The sequence below is a fragment of the Bifidobacterium sp. ESL0728 genome (genome assembly GCF_029392015.1).
Lineage (GTDB): Bacteria > Actinomycetota > Actinomycetes > Actinomycetales > Bifidobacteriaceae > Bifidobacterium.
This window is the reverse complement of record NZ_CP113925.1, coordinates 1,118,802-1,139,004: the sequence shown is the minus strand read 5'-3', so window position 1 is coordinate 1,139,004 and position 20,203 is coordinate 1,118,802. Positions and strand designations below refer to the sequence as shown.

At 54.7% G+C, this 20,203-nt stretch carries 16 protein-coding genes; 8 read left to right on the top strand and 8 right to left on the bottom strand.

Annotated elements, in window-relative coordinates; genetic code table 11:
* Positions 1–74 precede the first annotated feature (74 nt).
* Positions 75–1,637 carry a glutamine-hydrolyzing GMP synthase gene (guaA, locus tag OZX67_RS04375; RefSeq protein WP_277144553.1) on the bottom strand — a complete coding sequence of 521 codons (1,563 nt, stop codon included), beginning with the start codon at positions 1,635–1,637 and terminating at the stop codon, positions 75–77.
* A gap of 446 nt (positions 1,638–2,083) precedes the next feature.
* Here guaA and OZX67_RS04370 point away from each other — a divergent pair, with 446 nt between their 5' ends.
* From OZX67_RS04370 to OZX67_RS04360, 3 genes are all read left to right on the top strand, one after another.
* Positions 2,084–4,564, top strand: coding sequence for a phosphoketolase (locus tag OZX67_RS04370; RefSeq protein ID WP_277144551.1), 2,481 nt, complete (start codon positions 2,084–2,086; stop codon positions 4,562–4,564).
* A gap of 200 nt (positions 4,565–4,764) precedes the next feature.
* Entirely contained in the window at positions 4,765–6,447 is a 1,683-nt protein-coding gene (pta, locus tag OZX67_RS04365; protein WP_277144549.1) for a phosphate acetyltransferase, read from the top strand.
* Positions 6,448–6,681: 234 nt separating this feature from the next.
* Positions 6,682–7,911, top strand: coding sequence for an acetate kinase (locus OZX67_RS04360; protein WP_277144547.1), 1,230 nt, complete (start codon positions 6,682–6,684; stop codon positions 7,909–7,911).
* 277 nt (positions 7,912–8,188) lie between these two features.
* On the opposite strand, the gene OZX67_RS04355 is transcribed toward OZX67_RS04360, so the two are convergent.
* The 5 genes from OZX67_RS04355 to OZX67_RS04335 form a co-directional block, all read right to left on the bottom strand.
* Positions 8,189–9,493 carry a hypothetical protein gene (locus OZX67_RS04355; RefSeq protein WP_277144545.1) on the bottom strand — a complete coding sequence of 435 codons (1,305 nt, stop codon included), beginning with the start codon at positions 9,491–9,493 and terminating at the stop codon, positions 8,189–8,191.
* A 265-nt stretch (positions 9,494–9,758) separates the two neighbouring features.
* A complete protein-coding gene (locus OZX67_RS04350; protein ID WP_277144917.1) occupies positions 9,759–11,237 on the bottom strand; it encodes a 3-phosphoshikimate 1-carboxyvinyltransferase in 1,479 nt (492 codons plus the stop codon).
* Between the two features lie 244 nt (positions 11,238–11,481).
* Positions 11,482–12,675 (bottom strand): hypothetical protein, encoded by a 1,194-nt coding sequence (locus tag OZX67_RS04345; protein ID WP_277144543.1) that lies wholly within the window; start codon positions 12,673–12,675, stop codon positions 11,482–11,484.
* A gap of 27 nt (positions 12,676–12,702) precedes the next feature.
* Positions 12,703–13,302, bottom strand: coding sequence for a hypothetical protein (locus OZX67_RS04340; RefSeq protein WP_277144541.1), 600 nt, complete (start codon positions 13,300–13,302; stop codon positions 12,703–12,705).
* 57 nt (positions 13,303–13,359) lie between these two features.
* Positions 13,360–14,430, bottom strand: a complete 1,071-nt coding sequence (locus OZX67_RS04335; protein WP_277144539.1) for a hypothetical protein — start codon at positions 14,428–14,430, stop codon at positions 13,360–13,362.
* 241 nt (positions 14,431–14,671) lie between these two features.
* Here OZX67_RS04335 and OZX67_RS04330 point away from each other — a divergent pair, with 241 nt between their 5' ends.
* Positions 14,672–15,472 carry a MerR family transcriptional regulator gene (locus OZX67_RS04330; protein WP_277144537.1) on the top strand — a complete coding sequence of 267 codons (801 nt, stop codon included), beginning with the start codon at positions 14,672–14,674 and terminating at the stop codon, positions 15,470–15,472.
* Positions 15,473–15,531: 59 nt separating this feature from the next.
* On the opposite strand, the gene OZX67_RS04325 is transcribed toward OZX67_RS04330, so the two are convergent.
* Positions 15,532–16,209, bottom strand: a complete 678-nt coding sequence (locus OZX67_RS04325) for an EcsC family protein (protein ID WP_277144535.1) — start codon at positions 16,207–16,209, stop codon at positions 15,532–15,534.
* Between the two features lie 210 nt (positions 16,210–16,419).
* Between OZX67_RS04325 and OZX67_RS04320 the strand changes: the two genes are divergently transcribed.
* On the top strand, positions 16,420–16,695 hold the full coding sequence (locus OZX67_RS04320; RefSeq protein WP_277144533.1) for a BrnT family toxin: 276 nt from the start codon (positions 16,420–16,422) through the stop codon (positions 16,693–16,695).
* A complete protein-coding gene (locus OZX67_RS04315; protein ID WP_277144530.1) occupies positions 16,670–16,933 on the top strand; it encodes a hypothetical protein in 264 nt (87 codons plus the stop codon). The genes OZX67_RS04320 and OZX67_RS04315 overlap by 26 nt, the downstream gene beginning before the upstream one ends.
* 55 nt (positions 16,934–16,988) lie before the next feature.
* Here the strand turns inward: OZX67_RS04315 and yaaA are convergent, their stop codons facing one another.
* The gene (gene yaaA / locus OZX67_RS04310) at positions 16,989–17,798 is read right to left on the bottom strand and encodes a peroxide stress protein YaaA (protein WP_277144528.1); all 810 of its coding nucleotides are present in this window, start codon (positions 17,796–17,798) and stop codon (positions 16,989–16,991) included.
* Between the two features lie 143 nt (positions 17,799–17,941).
* Between yaaA and OZX67_RS04305 the strand changes: the two genes are divergently transcribed.
* A complete protein-coding gene (locus OZX67_RS04305; RefSeq protein ID WP_277144525.1) occupies positions 17,942–19,399 on the top strand; it encodes a catalase in 1,458 nt (485 codons plus the stop codon).
* Positions 19,400–19,657: 258 nt separating this feature from the next.
* Positions 19,658–20,203: a DUF2975 domain-containing protein gene (locus tag OZX67_RS04300; RefSeq protein WP_277144523.1), complete on the top strand. Its 546-nt coding sequence runs from the start codon at positions 19,658–19,660 to the stop codon at positions 20,201–20,203.

Here is a 20,203-nt window from a genome sequence, read left to right as displayed (position 1 = left end):
GTGCCTTTCAAATCATATGAAGGGCACCGCCGTCTGTCTGCTGTTGAGGCACATCCTCGATTAATGTTCCGCGCTCACTCCCACTCGATGGTGGCCGGCGGCTTGGAGGTGCAGTCGAGGACCACGCGGTTGATGCCGCGGCATTCGTTGGTGATGCGCGTGGAGATCGTGGCAAGCACGTCATAAGGTAAGCGGTACCAGTCGGCGGTCATCGCGTCGTCGGAGGAAATCGGACGCAGCACAATCGGCGAGCCGTAGGTACGTTCGTCACCCTGCACGCCCACGGAATGGACGTTGGCCAAGAGCACCACCGGGCACTGCCAGATGTCGCGGTCGAGGCCGGCCCTGGTCATCTCTTCGCGGGCGATGGCGTCTGCCTCGCGCAACAAATCGAGACGTTCGCGGGTGACCTCGCCAATGATGCGGATACCGAGACCAGGGCCTGGGAAGGGCTGACGCCATACGATGTTGTCGGGCAGTCCGAGCTTGGTGCCGATGGCGCGTACCTCGTCCTTGAAGAGGCTGCGCAGCGGCTCGATGAGCTTGAACTTGACGTCCTTAGGCAAGCCGCCGACGTTGTGGTGTGACTTGATATTGGCCGCACCGTCGCCGCCGCCGGATTCGACGACGTCCGGGTAGAGCGTGCCCTGCACGAGGAACTTGACTTCCTTGCCACGGGCGCCGGCTTCTTCAAGCACCTGTTTCTGGGCCTTCTCGAAGGTTCGGATGAACTTCTCACCGATGATCTTGCGCTTGCGTTCCGGCTCGGTAACACCCTTCAGCGCGGTCAGGAAATCTTCGGAGGCGTCGACCTCGATAAGGCGAATACCGGTGGCGTCGACGAAATCGTGACGAACCTGTTCGGCCTCGCCCTTGCGCAGCATGCCGTGGTCGACGAAGACGCAGGTGAGCTGGTCGCCGATGGCCTTGTGCACCAAGGTCGCCGCGACGGCGGAATCAACGCCGCCGGAAAGTCCGCAGATGACCTCGACATCGCCGACTTCCTCGCGGATTTTACGAACCTGCGTGTCAATGATATTGTCGGCATCCCAATCGCTGGGCAGGCCCGCGCACTTGTGCAGGAAAGTAGAGAAGAGTTCGTCACCGAGCGGGGTGTGCTTGACCTCGGGGTGCCACTGCACGCCATAGAGCTTGCGGGATTCGTCCTCCATCGCGGCCACCGGAGCACCCTCGGTGTGCGCGAGCACCTTGAAACCTTCCGGCGCTTCCTCGACGGCGACCCCGTGGCTCATCCACGTGGTCTGCTCGTCCGGCGAACCAGCGAGCACGCCCTCGGCGTCGTCAATCACCGCTTCGGTCTTGCCGTATTCGCCGAGCGCGGCCTTGTCAACCTTGCCCCCGAGTTCGTTGGCCATGACCTGGAAGCCGTAGCAGATGCCGAGCACCGGCACTCCGGCGTCGAAGATCTTCTTGTCGATGTCCGGCGCACCCGGCTCATAGACCGAAGCGGGGCCACCGGAAAGGATGATGGCCTTCGGATCCTTGGCCAGCATCTCATCGACCGGCATGGAATGCGGCACCAATTCGGAATAGACATGCGCCTCGCGCACGCGCCGCGCGATCAGCTGGGCGTATTGTGCACCGAAGTCAACGACAAGCACTGGACCTTTTGCCATGGATTCTCCCTATTTGTATCGGCATGGAACTTCATATAAAGTAGTGTCCATTCTCGTGGTTCAAGGCGACAAAATCAAGCCTCCGAACGCCGGGTGCGGAACAAACAAAAAACAACATCACAAAAGACAACACGCCGCGTGAACTTTCTGTGAATCGAACATCGCTAAGCGTTGATATAACGGAGTTTACGGCTCAAAATCAACGTTTGTAAGTCATTTTTTTACGTTCGAAAATCTAACAATTTTTTTGTGGAATACAACAATAATTTACAAAAATATCCCAAGAGCGCACATAGATGCAAAAAAACGTCCAAAAAGTCTGAGACGCCACGTAAACTGAACAGCGATTGGGCACGAACCCTGAACATCAATTCTAACAAAGGTTTGGGCCCGAAGAAAATAATCAATTGCACACAATATGTGTATACAGGAGTACAGGAGCATATATGACTAGTCCTGTTATTGGCACCCCGTGGAAGAAGCTCGGCAAGCCGGTTTCTGAAGAGGCTCTTGAAGGAGTCGACAAGTATTGGCGCACCGCCAACTATCTTTCCATCGGTCAGATTTATCTGCGTAGCAACCCTCTGATGAAGGAACCCTTCACCCGCAAGGACGTCAAGTATCGTCTCGTGGGCCACTGGGGCACCACCCCTGGCCTGAACTTCCTGTTCGGCCACATCAACCGCCTTATCGCCGACCACCAGCAGAACACCGTGTTCATCATGGGTCCTGGCCACGGCGGCCCTGCAGGCACCTCGCAGTCCTATCTCGACGGCACCTACACCGAGTATTATCCGAAGATCACCAAGGATGAGGCGGGCCTGCAGAAGTTCTTCCGTCAGTTCTCCTATCCTGGTGGCATTCCTTCCCACTATGCCCCGGAAACCCCGGGCTCCATTCATGAGGGCGGCGAGCTCGGTTACGCCTTGAGCCACGCTTACGGCGCAATCCTCAACAACCCGAGCCTGTTCGTGCCGGCTGTGGTCGGCGACGGCGAGGCCGAGACCGGCCCGCTGGCGACCAGCTGGCAGTCCAACAAGCTCGTCAACCCGCGCACTGACGGCATCGTGCTGCCGATCCTGCACTTGAACGGCTACAAGATCGCCAACCCGTCCATTCTTTCCCGTATCCCCGATGAGGAGCTCCACGAGTTCTTCGAGGGCATGGGCTACGAGCCTTACGAGTTCGTCGCGGGCTTCGACGATGAGGACCACATGTCCATCCACCGTCGTTTCGCCGACATGCTCGAAGAGGTCTTCGACAAAATCTGCGACATCAAGGCCAAGGCACAGACCGATGATATGGATCGTCCGACCTACCCGATGATCATCTTCCGCACGCCGAAGGGCTGGACCTGCCCGAAGTACATCGACGGCAAGAAGACCGAAGGTTCCTGGCGTGCTCACCAGGTGCCGCTGGCCAGCGCCCGCGACACCGAGGCCCACTTCCAGGTTCTCAAGGGCTGGCTCGAATCCTACAAGCCGGAAGAGCTCTTCGATGAGAAGGGCGCCATCCGTCACGAAGTCACCGATTTCATGCCCAAGGGCGAACTGCGCATCGGCCAGAACCCGAACGCCAACGGCGGCCGCATCCGCGAGGACCTGCGCCTTCCGGAGCTCGACGCTTACGAAGTCAAGGGCGTCAAGGAGTTCGGCCACGGCTGGGGCCAGCTCGAAGCCACCCGTCAGCTGGGCAACTACACCCGCGACATCATCAAGATGAACCCGGATTCGTTCCGTATCTTCGGACCTGACGAGACCGCGTCCAACCGTCTGCAGGCCGCTTATGAGGTCACCGACAAGCAGTGGGACAACGGCTATCTCTCCGAGCAGACCGATGAGCACATGGCCGTCACCGGCCAGGTCATCGAGCAGCTTTCCGAGCACCAAATGGAAGGCTTCCTCGAAGGATACGTCTTGACCGGCCGTCACGGCATCTGGAGCACTTACGAGTCCTTCGCCCACGTGATCGACTCCATGTTGAACCAGCACGCCAAGTGGCTCGAGGCCACGGTTCGCCACATTCCGTGGCGCAAGCCCGTCGCTTCGATTAACATGCTGATCTCCTCGCATGTGTGGCGTCAGGATCACAACGGATTCTCCCATCAGGATCCGGGCGTGAGCTCCGTGTTGCTCAACAAGACCTTCAACAACGATCACGTTGTGGCCGAGTACTTCCCCGCCGACGCCAACATGTTGCTGGCCGTCGCCGAGAAGGCCTTCAAGTCCACCAACAAGATCAACGCCATCTTCGCCGGCAAGCAGCCTGCCGCCACCTGGCAGACCCTCGATGAGGCTCGTGAAGAGCTGAAGAAGGGTGCAGCCGAATGGAAGTGGGCCTCCACAGCCAAGAACAACGACGAAGCCCAGATCGTGCTCGCCTGCACCGGCGACGTCCCCACCCTGGAGACCATGGCCGCCAGCGAGAAGCTCAAGGAGTTCGGCATCAAGTTCAAGGTCGTCAACGTCGTTGACATCCTGAAGCTGCAGAGCCCCAAGGACAACGACGAGGCTTTGACCGACGACGAGTTCACCGAACTCTTCACCGCCGACAAGCCGGTTCTCTTCGCATATCACTCCTATGCCCACGACATCCAGTCCATCATCTTCAACCGTCCGAACCACGACAACTTCAACGTTCACGGCTACAAGGAGGAGGGCTCCACCACCACACCTTACGACATGGTGCGCGTCAACGACATGGATCGCTACGAGCTGACCGCCGAGGTGCTTCGCACCCTCGACGCCGACAAGTACGGCCACGAGATCGACAAGCTGGAACAGTTCCGCAAGGATGCCTTCCAGTTCGCCGTCGACGAGGGTTATGATCACCCGGATTACACCGGCTTCGTGTATTCCGACGTGAAGAACCAGGACACCAAGGCGACCGCCAAGGCCGCCATGAGCACCGGCAGCGACAACGAGTGAGCTGATTGCCATTCGACTACGCTTCACGTAGCCGAACAATAAAAGGGACATTGGGCTTCGGCTCGATGTCCCTTTTATTGTTCGACTCTCGTTTATGGCCACAAACGTCGTCTACGTCACACCTGTGCATAAAATGGAAGCGATCGATATGGTAGTTGATCGAAAAAGATCGTGCGCAAAATGCACAAAGGAGTTATATCGTGACAAACGAAGTCATTTATATCACCAGCCCTGAAGGCAAGAACGGCCGTAACGTAGTGGCCTACGGCGTGGTAAAAGCGCTTGCTGCGCAGGGCAAGACCGCAGTGTTCCGTCCGGTGGCCTGCAAGAAGGAAACGTTCACTGCCGAACTGCTCAAGGCCGCCAATGCCGGCCAATCCGTCGACCAGGTCCGTGGCGTGTGCCCCAAGTGCGCACGTAAGGACAAGAGCGGCGCCCGCGGTGATATCGTCGCAGCCTATAGCAGTGAGCTTGAGCGCACGAATCCGGACTCGATGGTCATCGTCGGCAGCGACGGTTCCCCTGTCTTCGACCCGGAAGCATTCACTCTCAACGCCGAAATCGCCTCTGATCTCAAAGCCAAGACGTTCCTGGCCATCTGCACCATTCCCCGCAACGGAGAACAGGTCAAGGCTACGGTTGAAACCTGCACCGCCGAAGTGGAAGAGGCCGGCGGAAAAGTCGCAGGAATCTTCGTCACCGGCTGCACCGACGAAAAAGCGGCCGACGCCAAGAAAGCCTTGAAGGACTCCCCCGTTCCGGTCTGGACCATTCCGGCTGTCGACTTCCCCAGCGAAGACGATCCTGATGCCGCGCAAAAAGCCGCCAAGGCCTTCGCGGACAACGCTCCGGCCGATGAAGTAGTCGCTGCCGCTCGCACGCCGTTCGACGCCCCGACCACGCCATACGCTTTCCAGAACGAGCTTTTGGTCAAGGCCAAGGCCGGCAAGAAGACCATCGTGCTGCCGGAAGGCTCGGAAGACCGCATCATCAAGGCTGCGGATTACTTGCTCCAGCGCGACATCGTCAAACTCATCATCGTCGGCGACAAGGATGCCATCCTCGCACGCGGCAAGGAACTCGGCCTCAACTCGCTTTCCAAGGCCGCCTATCAGCCGATGGACGATGAGGAAGTCCTCAAGCCCATGGTCGCCAAACTCTGCGAGCTGCGCGCCAAGAAGGGCATGACCGAGGAACAGGCCCGCAAGCAGCTCACCGACCCGAGCTACTTCGGCACCATGCTGGTCGTGCAGGGCTTGGCCGATGGCCTCGTCTCCGGTTCGATCAACTCCACTGCGAACACGGTGCGTCCGGCGCTGCAGGTCATCAAGACCAAGCCCGGCGCCTCACTGGTCTCCGGCGCGTTCCTGATGTGCTTCAAGGACCATGTCGCCGTCTTCGCGGACTGCGCCATCAACCTCAACCCGAACGCCGAACAACTGGCCGACATCGCCATCCAGTCCGCGCAAACCGCCCGTGCCTTCGGCGTGGATCCCAAGGTGGGTATGCTCTGCTACTCCACTCTCGGCAGTGGTAAGGGCCCGGACGTCGATCTGGTCGAAGAGGCCACCAAGCTCGTCCACGAGAAGGCCCCAGATCTGCCGGCAGTCGGCTCCATTCAGTTCGACGCCGCCTGGTCTCCCACCGTGGCCGCCACGAAGGCTAAAGGCAATGACGTGGCAGGACATGTCAACGTGTTTGTCTTCCCGAGCCTTGCCGCGGGCAACATCGCCTACAAGGCCGTGCAGCGCACCTCCGGCGCCATCGCCATCGGCCCGGTGCTCCAAGGGCTCAACAAGCCGGTCAATGACCTCTCACGTGGTGCCCTGGTAGAGGACATCATCAACACCGTCGCCCTCACCGCCGTAGAGGCCCAGCAGTAACACATATTCATATTCGAATACGAATCCCGGCACTTTTTCATACATGAAGGTGCCGGGATTTCTCGTATCGAAATAAGGTTTCAAATTGTGAAAAAACAAGATGCGCCAAAATCACATTATAGAAAACCCATCCCTTCATTCCCTTTACTCTTGTAACAGCTCGTGAGTAAAGTAGAAACTTGGTAGCCGTGGTACAAACCACGGGTCAGTTAATCTATATGGAGGATGCAAACAATGGCGAAAACCGTCCTTGTCATCAATGCCGGTTCCAGCTCGATCAAGTATCAGCTGGTGGATCTGGGAAGCGGGGAGGCTCTTGCAAGCGGCCTCGTAGAGAAGATCGGCGAACCCATCGATGGCCATTACAAGCACGAATACAAGGGTGAAAAGCACGAGCTCGAAGAGCCGATCAAGACCCATGCCGACGGTTTGAAGCGCGTCCTTGGCTTCTTCAAGGAATACGGCCCCGACCTTCAGGAATCCGGCATCGTCGCAGTCGGCCACCGCGTGGTGCAGGGTGGCTCCGTCTTCCCGCAGCCTGCGCTAGTCAACGCCAAGACCATTCAGCAGGTCAAAGACCTAGCTGTGCTCGCACCTCTGCACAATGGCCCCGAGGCCACCGGCGCCGAAGTCATGGAGCAGCTCCTGCCCGACGTTCCGCAGATCTTCGTCTTCGATTCCTCCTTCTTCTTCCAGCTTCCCAAGGAAGCCAGCACCTATGCGCTCAACAAGGAAGTCGCCGAGAAGTACAAGATTCGCCGCTATGGCGCCCACGGCACCAGCCACGAATATATCGGCAGCGTCGTTCCCGGCGTGGTCGGCAAGCCTGCCGAAGGACTCAAGCAGATCGTGCTGCATATCGGCAACGGCGCTTCCGCCTCCGCGCAGATCTCCGGACGCCCGATCGACACCTCCATGGGCCTCACGCCGCTCGAAGGCCTGGTGATGGGCGGACGCACCGGTGACATCGACCCCGCCGCCGTCTTCCATCTCATTCGTAACGCCCACATGAACGTGGACGAAATCGACGAGCTCTTCAACAAGAAGTCCGGCATGACCGGCATGACCGGCTACGGCGACATGCGCGAGGTCGATCGCCTCATCAGCGAAGGCAACGAAGACGCCATTCTCGCCATGGACATCTACATCCACCGCATCGTCGGCTACATCGGCAACTACACCGCTCAAATGGGCGGCGTCGACGTCATCACCTTCACCGCCGGCGTCGGCGAGAACGATAACAACGTGCGTGCCCGTGTCTGCGAGCGTCTCGCACCGTTCGGCGTGAAGCTCGACAAGGCGAAGAACGACGCCCGTTCCAAGGAACCGCGCATCATTTCCACGCCGGACAGCTCCGTGATCATCGCCGTCATCCCCACCAACGAGGAGCTGGCGATCGCCCACAAGGCCGACAAGATCGCGACCGAGGGCAAGGACAGCTACGGCAACGTCTTCAAGAAGTGAGACGTTTCGTTCCTGTTAGGTCCTAAGACCTAAAACGGAAAAGTTTGGGCCGTGCGCATCATATCGATGCTGCACGGCCCAAATGATATCGGCCTTTTGGTTTCTAAACCAAATATTTTGGCTTAGAAACCTCTTCTTTGCTCTGAGACAGAGCGCAAAAGATTAAACCGAAATCGCAAACAAATCACCAACCGCAAAACGCCGTGACTTGACGTGATGCAACAAAGCATCATTCACAATTCAAATCACAGCGCTTCGCGATACGTTTTGCTATCTGTCACTCGTCTTTGGCCAAATCGATGACCACGCGATCGAGATCCTGCAACGGGCTCTCGATATCGACCGTCTTCTCGGCATCATAGAAGTTCGTGCTATATGAATTCGGGATAAGGTCGTTCAACTGGCTGGTGAGTTTCTCATGCTGGTCATTGAGCGAGGGGTTCTCGAAAATATTCATCTCAGTGCCCATGGACTGGAGCTGCTGGGTCAAAGAGCTGATCTGGCCCATCTTTTGATTCGCGTCATTTGCATATTTCTTTATGGAATCGTTTTTGGATGTCAGCAGAGGATGCAGGTCGTTCTGGCAGGTGGTGATATACGGCTTATAGACATCGGCATAATTGTTCTGCTCGAAATCAACCGTCGGCTTTGCAGAGCAATCCTGATTGGCTTTTTGGAAATCAGAAGCGGAGTCCGCGAACGAATTCATGTATTGAATATATTTCTTCGACTGCTTGGCATAGACGTCAAAGCTCTTCTTGAGCTTGTCGCTGCTCTTATAGGCGGGGCTTGCGGCAAAAGCGGTATTCGCCTTGCTCAGTTTCGCGACATCGGCCTTAAGGGATTTGACATTCTCTTCAGGAACAGGAATGCTCTTGGTCGCATCCTGGGAAAGATTGAGATAATCCGTGCTGATCGAAGATTGCGCGTCGGTCAGTCCTTTCATGTTTTGATTGGCATTATCGTACAAAGCCGAACCCGTAAGTGTCTGGTCTCCGCCATCCTTCTTGGAACCCGCACCAATCGAACCCACGATGATCAATGCAACGACCACGATGACGACAACAACGGCGACGACGGCGATAATGATCTTCGAATTCTTCGACATCGACTTTTTCGGGCTGCCCGACTGCCCAGGAGTACCATTGCCCATAGGCTGACCATACTGGCCGTTTTGATACGCCGGCTGCCCTGGCATCGCCTGATTCGGCATTCTTCCCTGCTGCTGAGGATAACCAGCCGCCGGTCGACCTTGCTGTTGCCCGTAGCCTGACGCCGGTTGATTCTGCTGTTGTGAGTAATTCTGAGAAGAATAGGGGTTACCTGGCTGGCCGGTTTGCTGCGTCCCTTGCGGCATTGGTTGAGGAGCTCCATTGCCAGTGAAAGATTGGGGTTGACCAGCAGGCTGTTGCCCGGCACCTTGCGGCGGCATACCTTGAGGAGCCGCAGGCACCGTCTGCCCTCCTACCTGCGGACGAGGTTCCTGCGGCATCGACGCCGCAACACCATCTGCACTGTTATCGGGATTTAATGCACCGTCCGAATCGAATTGCTTTTGAGAGGAATTATCCTTCTGAGCCATAACTACACCTTCTGTCAACCGTTTAATATTCAAATATAATAATAATCATAATTCTAGATAAATTACCCCTGAAGTCCACAATCTTTTGCAATTTCCCAATTTCAACAGCCAATCGGCAAACAAGCCTCACTGAAAATCAAGCTCTGAAACAGAGCGCCAATACGGCTGGAAGGTTATACGGTTGGAAGGCTAATGTTACGCGGATTTGCAATACCGGAAGATGCCGTCTTAACGCAACATGTTGAAAACAATCGACGGATACCGTTTATTCGCCCGCAAGCATCTTGTGCCACATACCCGGGAAATCGGGAATGGTCTTGCGGGTAGTGGCGATGTTGCGGATGCGAGTACCAGGGACGGCAAGACCGATCATTGCCGCGAACGTCGCCATGCGGTGGTCGGCGTAGGTTTCCATGATCTCACCGTGTAACTGATCATGCGGCACCGGCACAATTGATAAGCCGTCAGGCAACTCGTTGGCTCCTGCGCCGATACGGGTGATTTCCGTGACAAGAGCGGCCAAGCGATTGGTTTCATGACCTCGCAAATGGCCGATGCCGACAAGCTCGCTCGGACTTTCCGCAAGCGCAGCCAATGCGGCGATACTTGGAGCTATCTCCCCTGCCGCCGACATATCGAACGCCTTACCCAACCCACGAATCGGACCGGCCATGGAAACCGTCAATGTTCCGTTTCGAGGTACTAAAATCGATTTCTGAAGATCATGTACTTCTGCCATGACATCGTCAAATGGCCGGCCATCCAAAGTAACCTTGGCACCCATCTTCTGCAGAATATCAGGAAGCAGACCACCTGGCTGGGTGGTCGAAGTCGGCCAGTTCGGCACGCTTGCCCGGCCGCCGGCAATCATCGCGGCACCGAGGAATGGGGCAGCATTCGACAGATCGGGTTCCACCACTACCCCGTCAGGCAATTGCAAAGAGCTATGGGCCACCAGCCAATGGCCGATTTCAGGCATTTCGACATGGCCGCCAGCACTGTTGACATCAGCCATTGTCATACGAATGTGTGGCATACTGGGAAGTTTGCTCCCAGTGTGTTTCAGATCCAAACCATGCGGCAAACGAGATCCTACCAATAGCAGACTGGAAATGAACTGCGACGATGATGACGAATCAATTTCCACCTTTGCCGACTGAGAAGCCGAGGATCCGATGGACCCATTCGAAGGACTTGAATTTCCGTAATCTTTCTGCGACCCTTCGGATTCCGGCGCTTTCGGCGGCGTAATGGTAAACGGCAGGAAGCCGGGCTCACCTTCGTAATCGATACGAGCTCCCAACTGTTGAAGCCCATCAAGCAGCGGATGCATCGGCCGGGCGTAAGCCTGCTTGTCACCATCGAAATGTACAGGACCATCGGCAAACAATGCAAGCCCCGGTACGAAACGCATTACCGTACCGGCAAGCCCACAAAAAACAGTGACGCCACCCTTAAAACGGCCATTTGCCGGCGGAGTCACCGTCACACGAATATCTTCGCTTTCATCGAATTCGACCCCAACGCCAAGTGTCCGCAAGGCATCGACCATCAGTTCGGTGTCCCGCGAGCGCAACATGCCCGCGATTGTGACAGGCTGATGCCCCAGCGCCGCCAGAATCAGATAACGATTGGAAAGCGACTTGCTGCCGGGAATCACGACTGTTGCGTTCAACGGCCGTTCGGCTACAGGCGCAGGCCATGGATCGGGAAAATCCGGGGAAGTGGATTGAGCAGAGGGCATACCTGCTTTCCCGTTCACTCGTTTTCCATTTAGTTGATTTTTATCAGAACAAGTAGATTCAGGAAGTCTGTCGTTCTGCTTATCGCTGGTACTATCCATGGCTTCAACGCTTGTCATAGTAAAAATTTTAGAGGAACTCCCCTACAGTGCCTTGCGATATTCGAACGTACGGATCGACCAGGCAGACCGTGAAGACCAGATAAACCATGCAGACCAAACACAGACCAACCCGGCAAAGCAACACTCAGACATCCCCGGACTGTCCGGACAACTTATTCAGCACATCGACCATAGCCAAAGCCGAACGCGTATGCTGGAAATCACTGTTATAGTCTTCAAACATCTCGCTGATTTTGTAGCCCGCATTCTTGTCGAGCTGAGCGCGAAGCTGCTGATACTTCTTGCCGTGCGGCCCATTAGCGCCCTCGCTTGGAGAACCCAAAGCCTTCAGCTGGGTAAGTATTTCGGAGCTTTTGCCGACATTCGCAGACATTTTTGAGTACAAGGCAAGGGTTTTCTTGGCTTTGGCATTGGCCAAAGGCTTCAAGGCGGCCGAACAGGTGTTCACATAACCGGAATATGCGGTGTAGTTGCTATCCGAAGACACTTGTTCAGGCAGGTAGGAGCAAGCCGATTGTGAATTCGAAACCGCAAGTATGGTGGTGGCGTATTGGGTAATCAATGCCTTGTCTGTGGCGTAACTTGACTGATAATCATTGAACGCCCGATTGTCGTTATCGCCGTTGGTCTCCATCTGTTTGGAAAGCGCTTGGTTTGCCGAATCGACGGTTTGAAGGACTGCGCTCAAATCGTCAAGGTCTACGGTTTCCAGGCTTCCCATCCCCTCGATATTGAGGGCATCCACGGTGGCGTCCAACAGATACCATTGCTGCACGACGTTGCCGACGGCTTGTGCTGTGGCCTCCGGGTTCTTGGCATTATCGGCTTTGCCGGGCCCTTTCAGATACGCTTTGCGGGCTTTCGCTCCGTCCTCGGCGGAATCCTTCTGTGCGTCCTCGGTCTTGTAGGCGCGTTTGATGCACCAATCCAGATGGAGCGCCTTGCGTTCGGCTCGAAGGTCGCGCCCATATTGTTCGATGCTATCTTTGACATGGAACCCGGGATCGGCCTTCACACTGAGATCATCCCGTCGTTCTTCCTGTGCCTGAACATCATCTTTGTCGTAATCGAGCGGAACAATCTGTTTCGCGGCTTTGTCGCTGGCGTCCAAAGCGGTGTTGACCGAGGCGACCATCGTCTTCATCGCCGTGTCGTTGGAATCCGTGAGAGGCATCACGGTGCTTCGACACGTTGCCATCATATTGTCGAACTTGGCCAAATCCTCGGAACTGCCCGAAACGCTTCCCCAAATTCCGCCGCAGGCTTTATACATCGCCGAAATGGCGGGTGCGTGGTTGATGTAATCGCCGAGTATCACTTTGTCGGCGGCGTGGGCTTTGGAATATCAGTCAAGCTGCATTTTCACTTCCGTGGTATCCATACCGTCAAGTCCCGAAAACGTCGCGTTGTCGGCATCGATCTTGGAAATAGACGAATTGAGCTTCGCCGTGTCTGCTTCACCTACGCTTTTGCTTTCAAGCATATCCCTGATTTTGTCGTTGATGTCTGAACTCTCGAGACTAAGTTTGTTTGATAGGTCATACACCTTGTCTTTGGGCAACGGTCCGTGAGATCTTGCGTCCTTTATGGCCGTTTCAACCATTTGCTCCAGGCGATAGACCTTTTGCTTCTGCACAAAACCAATGCCGGAAATCAAAACCAGAACGATGATCACTACAACCACGATAAGAATCTGAAGCTTGTCGGCGTTTTTATCCATCTCACTGTTTGCAGTAGAAGGCCTTTTGACAGGCGTACTGACGGGTGGGTTTTCGGACTCCATTATCCAGCCATCAGAAGATAGGGCGTTTAAGGCATCGTTTTCTGAATTCTTATCGTTTGATGCAGAATCGCCTGTAGTGGTTTGGCTGTATTGGTCAGGTCCGAAAGGAAGCTGCGAAGGCGCTTCATCGATAGGCTGTTGCCGATCATCATTGCGTTTCATTCGATACCAACCCTATCGTCAATCCATTACCACTTGTCTAAAATCTTACTCACGACTTCAGTGCTGCGAAACCATGTCCCATATCGCGGTGTCGAGATCGTTGAGTTCGTGGCCGGATTCGACGTCCTGCTGCGCTCGGGTCAGTTTTTTGGCGGCGTCGCCGATACCGTTGGAACTGTCGACTTCCTGATCGGATAATTGACGATCCAACTTATAGGATGTATCCAGTTGGTTTGACGAGAACTGATCTGCCGGACCCAGCTGTTTGATGGCGTCAACCGTCCCGGCCACTTTGGCCCAATATGCCCCTACGATCTTTTTATATGAGGCGACGCTTTCGTCCTGAACATCCGGAATCGCATTGATGCTTGCCTGGCAAGTCGCGAGGAAAGAGGTCTGCTTGTCCAACGAATTTGGTTCCCAACTCATGTACGTAGGCGGGTTGCCGCAGTCCTTGTTGGATTTCGAAGCGGCCGGTGCAACCGTCATGATGTTCTGGGCAAAGGCGATATGTTTGGCCTCCTGCTTCTGATAGGCGTTGAACGCCTTCTTCACCCCGGCATTTTTCATAGCCGGAAGCTTGGAGAACTTTTCTTCGTCCTTTTGCACTTTCGTGATGTATTCCTGCACCACGTCGACGTCGCTTTGTTTGACGCTTTCCCTGTCCTCTGTGGTCATGTCGTCGATCAGATCCGATAGTTTCAAATCAAGATCAGCCGTATGACGCGACAGAGCCTCTTTCTTGTTTTCCGCGTCGCACTCGACCTTGCCTTTGCATATCTGAACGGGATGACGCGATTCCTGGACCTTTGAATAAATGATCGTTGCCGCAAAGAGAATAACAACTACCAGAAGAAAAACTCCGACGGACTCCAACCAGCGTTTCAGTACAGGGTGGCTGGACGTTTCACGCTTCAGCTGCCTCCTTCTTCTGCGTGCTTCCCTTTTGGCCTCACGTTGCCTGTTTTTCGCGGACTGCTTGGCATCCTTGGCATCGTCATCGGTTGCTGCCGACCACGATTCCTCGTCATTGACGAATATCTGCGGATCCGAAGAAGATGAGTTGGCGGAGGTAGCATCCGAAAAGTCCACCTGATCCGACGAGTCTTCGTTATCTCTGCCAAACATAAATCACCGATCTCTCCGACTTTTGGCTATCACCGTTTACCAAATCTCTATATCCAAGCATAATACCGAGTGATTCCAGAGATCGAATAAAGAGCGGCCATTACTTAAGGCAAAGCAAGTTCCTGAATGTCGCGGGTCGAGCGACACGCCGATGGTTGTTGACCCTGACATATTGTCAGGGCATAGCTTTTCTCTTGCGACCACAAACCGGCCGCAGACGACAGAACGAAGGAGATGTGGAATGAGCGAGATAAATGCAAACGATATCTCGTGGACACCATCCGAAACACTTGGCCTGACCATTGGCGAAGTGTCGAAGATGTTTCACGTCAGCGTGCGTATGCTCCGGCACTGGGAAGACCTCGGTCTGCTCTCACCGAAGCGTGACGCCAGCGGGTACCGAGCCTACGAACCCGTCGATCTGAACCGCCTTCGTCGTCTGCTCGTCTACAAGGAGCTGGGCGTACCGGCTACGCGCATCAGGCGTCTGCTCGACGCGCCCGCGCCGGTTGTCGTCGAGGAACTCAAAAAAGGACGAAACGACCTCGCCAAGAGGCTGCAGCGTCTTCAGAAAACCCTTGACGAAACGGATCGGCTCATCGACATTGCAGAGAAAGGAACAACCATGGCAAATGCAGAAACCGGCGACCTAAGGCAAAGTGAAGCCAAAGATCGCTGGGGAGACACCAAGCAGTGGATGGAATTCGCCGAAAGGCAGACCACCGCAGACGAAAAGGCCAAAACGCAAGAAGAACAACACATGCGGGATGTCGAGGCGAAGCTGGCCGAGGCCAAGCGTCGCGGCGTCAAGCCCGGCAGCGACGAGGCCAATAATCTCGCCGAGGAACATCGGGCATCGCTTTATTACTACGAGGTAAGCCCGTCCATGCAGGTTTGCCTTGGCCGTATGTACGTCGCCGATAAACGCTTCAAGAAGCACTACGACGACATCGAGCCCGGCTTGGCCCAATGGCTTCGCGACATCATCGAAGCCAACGCCGCCTCCCAAGACATTGACCTAAGCAACGTGCAATGGGAGTAATTAATAAATGGTGGTGTGTGTAAAACATAAACACACACCACCATTTTTAGGAATTAGTTTCAGTCTTTGGAACTATCCGAATCAGGCCACGTTTCAGGAACTGGCCCAAGGAACTTTTCTATAGCTTTAATCGACAATTCACCGAATGCTTCATTACTCACAGCTCCAACACCGGCCCCAATCATAAATGGCAATTGCTTACCTAAAGTAGCTATGCCCTGCTTGGTCCCATATTTCGTCAAAAATCTCGGGCCAAGCACTTTATTTACAGCTTGTATAGAAGACATCGGAATCTTCTCGATTACTTTTTTGCTCCAATAATGCACCGTTCTCCCTCCTAATGCTTTGGTAACAGTAGAAGAACCGCTATCCCCAATCAATACGATAAGTGCCAAAAAACGTCGCAGGTCTTCGCTGCTTAGATCCATCCCATATACCGTTGCCACAGAGAACACATATAAAACGGACGACTCAAGAAAATTACATATATCGCTTACAGCAACGGTCACTTGCCCTGCCCCATTCGGTACAGCTGCAGCAGCACCTGCTGCGAAACCTGAAACACCGATTGATCCTCGATAAAGCTTCTTAAGATATGCAATTGCCTCAGCAGGACTCTCGTTTTGCTTCTTCGCATGCCGAGATTCAACCATATGATGAGCCACCGGATATTGGCTTTCCAACGTTTTATCGAACGCACGGCCAATTAGCTTTTTGATATCGACTTCCTTATCCATATATCCAGTATGCCTTGTAATTTAGACACTTTTAACTTCCTGACAATGTAGACACTCTACAAACAACTCATACCCCAACTTGTCGGTTTTGTAATTTCTCAGCAACAGTGTTAAATATCGCAAATATGAAATTTGAAATTCAATAAAATCTCATTAAGATGGTGCTAACATATCTATTTGATACACAGAAGATATCTAAGGAGGTGGCTTGTGGAATTTGAATTTGACCCGAACAAAAGTGCCTCTAACTTGAAAAAACATGGCATCGATTTTGATGAAGCGCAGCGACTCTGGTATGGGCCGACGTTCACCTTTGATACGAAACCAGGAAATGATGAATCGAGACAGCTGGTGCTCGGCATCATTAATGAGAAACACTGGACAGCAATAACCACAAACCGAAATGGAAAAACAAGAATCATTTCCGTGCGTCGTTCACGCGACTATGAGGAGGAAACTTATGACAAGCTCATACAAAACCACTGACATCGACCGCAAATTCGACAATGGTGAAGATGTTCGCGAATACTTTGATATGGAACATCCCACCTATAATCCCGGAGAACAGGCCAACCGCAAGGTAAACCTGACTTTGCCGAGCTGGATGGTGGAACGCTTGGACAGCGAAGCCGGCAACATCGCGATAAGTCGCAATGCCCTTATCAACGTCTGGCTGGCGGAACGCATCGATGACGAGGACAAACAGCGTCGGCTCGTTCATTAAAGCAACGGTTCAGAGACTCCCGATCTCAACTCATCATAAACTTAAGCTAGCAGTATCAGAGACCAGTAGGCACTAATGTCAGATGGTAAATATTGTCCTTTGCCTCGACGCTCACAGTGCCGAGCGTGCGAGCGACATCATCTATGGGCTGGTTTGGCGAGTCCAGCAAGGCTCTCGTTAGTAGACCTCGGTAGTGCTTGGCCATGTGGGAGATTGTTTTGTTTTCGGAATTAGCGATACGGATGTCCCACCATTGATCCCGGCTACTTGCTGAGTTCGGCTTAGTGACACGATAGAGCCCCGAACGCAGGTCAACCGTAACGTTTTTACTATCAGTGGCGTTCATTGCCGGTTTGTTTCCTGCTTCATTCTCCGTTACATTCATACCCTTCGTTTGACTGAATGGTTCACAATCACCTGCAAAGCCATCGTCCGGAGTCCAGCCGGCAAGCTGCTTGCGCCAGAACGATTTCAATGGGCCAATGCCAGGAAGTGAGACGTTCATCGAAAGACGGTAGGTCGGTATCAAATCCTCGCCTGTGGTCACACCGAACAGACCGGAGAAAATCAATACATCATCGTCTTGATGCAACTTTGCAGCTTCATATAGCACGCCTGTATACACTTCTCTGGCAGGGGCGCAAGCAGCATTCAGAATATCGCGCTGGGCAAGAATTTCCTGAGTCCCCTTGGCTCCGACCTTCAGAATTTTCGCCGCGTCCTCACGATTCGATACCTCAATCAACGCGGATAGAACCGTTTTTCTGACGTCGTTGAGTTCCGGAAATGAAAGCCTGTTCAAATCAAACATCGGACCTTCACTCGGTGCGGCCTTGCCTTCGGAAGGCGGTAGGAGAAGATGCATATACCCAGTCTAACCAAGCCGCAAAATCGACATAACGGCGCTATGCGTGGAGAAAAACACAGCGTTAGAAACATCACATACCCTTGTGCAGCCAAGACCGCATTGTTATCTTCTTTTTACACAATTCAACAGAAGGAGTTTCATTGACTGCCAATCTCAATACCGCTTCCGGCCAGCCTTGGGCGGACAACACCCATTCGCAGACTGCCGGCGTGCGCGGCCCGGTGCTGCTGCAGGACTACCAGCTGGTCGAAAAGCTCGCCCACTTCAACCGCGAGCGCATCCCGGAGCGCGTAGTGCACGCCAAGGGCGCTGGCGCCTACGGTACCTTCAAGCTCACCCGCGACATGAGCGAATACACCAAAGCCGACGTTTTCAACGGCGAGGGCAAGGAGACCCCGATCTTCCTGCGCTTCTCCCAGGTGGCCGGCGAGCTCGGCTACCCCGACACCCTACGCGATGTGCGCGGCTTCGCCCTGCGCTTCTACACCCAAGAGGGCAACTACGACATCGTGGGCAACAACACGCCGACCTTCTTCATCCAGGATCCACTGAAGTTCCCCGACTTCATCCACTCACAGAAGCGTGACCCGCGCACCCATCTGCGCAACACGACCCGCCAGTGGGACTTCTGGGCGCACTCCCCCGAGTCCGTGCACCAGGTCACCTACCTGATGGGCGACCGCGGCAACCCGGCCAGCTACCGCACCATGAACGGCTACGGCAGCCACACCTTCAAGTGGGTTACCGCCGACGGCACCGCCTTCTGGGTCAAGTACCACTTCATGAGCGAACAGGGCGTGGTCAACATGAGTAACGAGACCGCCGCCAAGGCCGCCAGCGAAGACACCGACTATCTGCTGCACGAGCTGTTCGACGCCATCGAGTCCAAGAACTACCCGTCCTGGAAGGTCTGCGTGCAGATCCTGCCTTACGAAGAAGGCCTGAACTACAAGCACGATATCTTCGACATCACCAAGGTCGTCTCCCACAAGGACTACCCGCTCATCGAGATCGGCGAGTTCACGCTGAACCGCAACCCCGACAACTACTTCGAGGACGTCGAGGAATCCGCGTTCGCACCCGCCAACTTCGTGCCGGGCATCGAGCCTTCGCCGGATAAGATGCTGCAGGGCCGCCTGTTTGCTTACAAGGACGCCGCACGCTACCGCCTCGGCGCCAACTACGAACAGCTCAAGGTCAACCGACCCGTCAACGAGGTGCACAACTACGAGCGTGACGGTTTCATGTCCGATAACATGCAGGACGGTGCGGTCGACTACGAGCCGAACAGCTTCGACGGACCGACCGAGGACACCTCCGCCTGCAACCACGGCGACCTGCTGGAAGGTAAGACCGGCAACTATGCCGCCTATGAGCCCGACAACTTCTCCGCCGCCGGCGCTCTCTACAACGTGCTGAGCGAAGAGGAAAAGCAACGCTTGGTCGCCACCATCGTCTCCAACCTAGTCCAGGTCGAAGGCGAGCACGCCGAGGAAATCAAGATCCTCGAGACCAAGCAGTTCTATCAGGCCGACCCAGACTACGGAACCCGCGTCGCCGAGGCGCTCGGGCTGAATCTCGACGATATCAAGCAGTGATTGCCGATTAACCATTAGACAGTGCTCCTGGAAAAGGGAACCTACCTTCTCACCTAACGGGAAATGGTAGGTTCCCTTTTCTGTATCCTTATTCCCTCTCTCCGCATTATTTCGCAATTCAACCCTCCTTCCCGGCAATTTCATGGCTTCGTACTCAAATGTGTCTTTATTGAAAAACGATATGCTTTTTATCGAAAAACAATATGAAGTGATTATGATATGAAGCAGAGAGGCACCAAGCCAACGAAGGAGACTTCAATGAGACCTCAAGAAAACGCGAGCGCCGCCAATAGCCAAAGCCTACAAGAGACGTCCGGAATCGAAACAACCAAACGCAAAGCACATATGTCACACCGCACGTTAGCCGTTCTGCTTGAGGCCACCGATGCCTTCGCGGTTGTGATGTGCCTCGTCATCGTGCTGCTTGTACTTCCAGCAGCCGAACGAGTCGGGGACCTTAAGCATGGTTCGGCCTTGTTCGCCGCCATCGGCATGTTGCCTTTGGCCGTGGTGGCGGTATGTGCTTGGCGACTTTTCGCAGCGATAGGACACGAAGAAACGTTTATCACCGGCAACGTGCACCGGCTACGAACCATCGGCGCGGCTTTCGCGGTTTCCGCCGTAATATGGCTAATCGAATTGGCGATAGCCGCTTTCACAATCGCCAAAACCCGCGGACGCACCATGTTGGGGACAGGCGTCGCCTTCGTTTTCTGTGCGGTACTCGCAGTGGTATCCGCCGCGCTCGCCTCACTGACCGCCGCCGCGACGGAACTCAAAAACGAAAACGACCTGGTGATCTGA

What these genes read in the sequence shown, in the direction of transcription:
- OZX67_RS04330 (WP_277144537.1), top strand. Translation starts at nt 14,672, where the DNA reads ATGAGCGAGATAAATGCAAACGATATCTCGTGGACACCATCCGAAACA.
- OZX67_RS04370 (WP_277144551.1), top strand. Translation starts at nt 2,084, where the DNA reads ATGACTAGTCCTGTTATTGGCACCCCGTGGAAGAAGCTCGGCAAGCCG.
- guaA (WP_277144553.1), bottom strand. Translation starts at nt 1,637, where the DNA reads ATGGCAAAAGGTCCAGTGCTTGTCGTTGACTTCGGTGCACAATACGCC.
- OZX67_RS04350 (WP_277144917.1), bottom strand. Translation starts at nt 11,237, where the DNA reads ATGCCCTCTGCTCAATCCACTTCCCCGGATTTTCCCGATCCATGGCCT.
- OZX67_RS04340 (WP_277144541.1), bottom strand. Translation starts at nt 13,302, where the DNA reads ATGAAACGCAATGATGATCGGCAACAGCCTATCGATGAAGCGCCTTCG.
- OZX67_RS04315 (WP_277144530.1), top strand. Translation starts at nt 16,670, where the DNA reads ATGACAAGCTCATACAAAACCACTGACATCGACCGCAAATTCGACAAT.
- OZX67_RS04360 (WP_277144547.1), top strand. Translation starts at nt 6,682, where the DNA reads ATGGCGAAAACCGTCCTTGTCATCAATGCCGGTTCCAGCTCGATCAAG.
- OZX67_RS04335 (WP_277144539.1), bottom strand. Translation starts at nt 14,430, where the DNA reads ATGTTTGGCAGAGATAACGAAGACTCGTCGGATCAGGTGGACTTTTCG.
- OZX67_RS04300 (WP_277144523.1), top strand. Translation starts at nt 19,658, where the DNA reads ATGAGACCTCAAGAAAACGCGAGCGCCGCCAATAGCCAAAGCCTACAA.
- yaaA (WP_277144528.1), bottom strand. Translation starts at nt 17,798, where the DNA reads ATGCATCTTCTCCTACCGCCTTCCGAAGGCAAGGCCGCACCGAGTGAA.
- OZX67_RS04355 (WP_277144545.1), bottom strand. Translation starts at nt 9,493, where the DNA reads ATGGCTCAGAAGGATAATTCCTCTCAAAAGCAATTCGATTCGGACGGT.
- OZX67_RS04325 (WP_277144535.1), bottom strand. Translation starts at nt 16,209, where the DNA reads ATGGATAAGGAAGTCGATATCAAAAAGCTAATTGGCCGTGCGTTCGAT.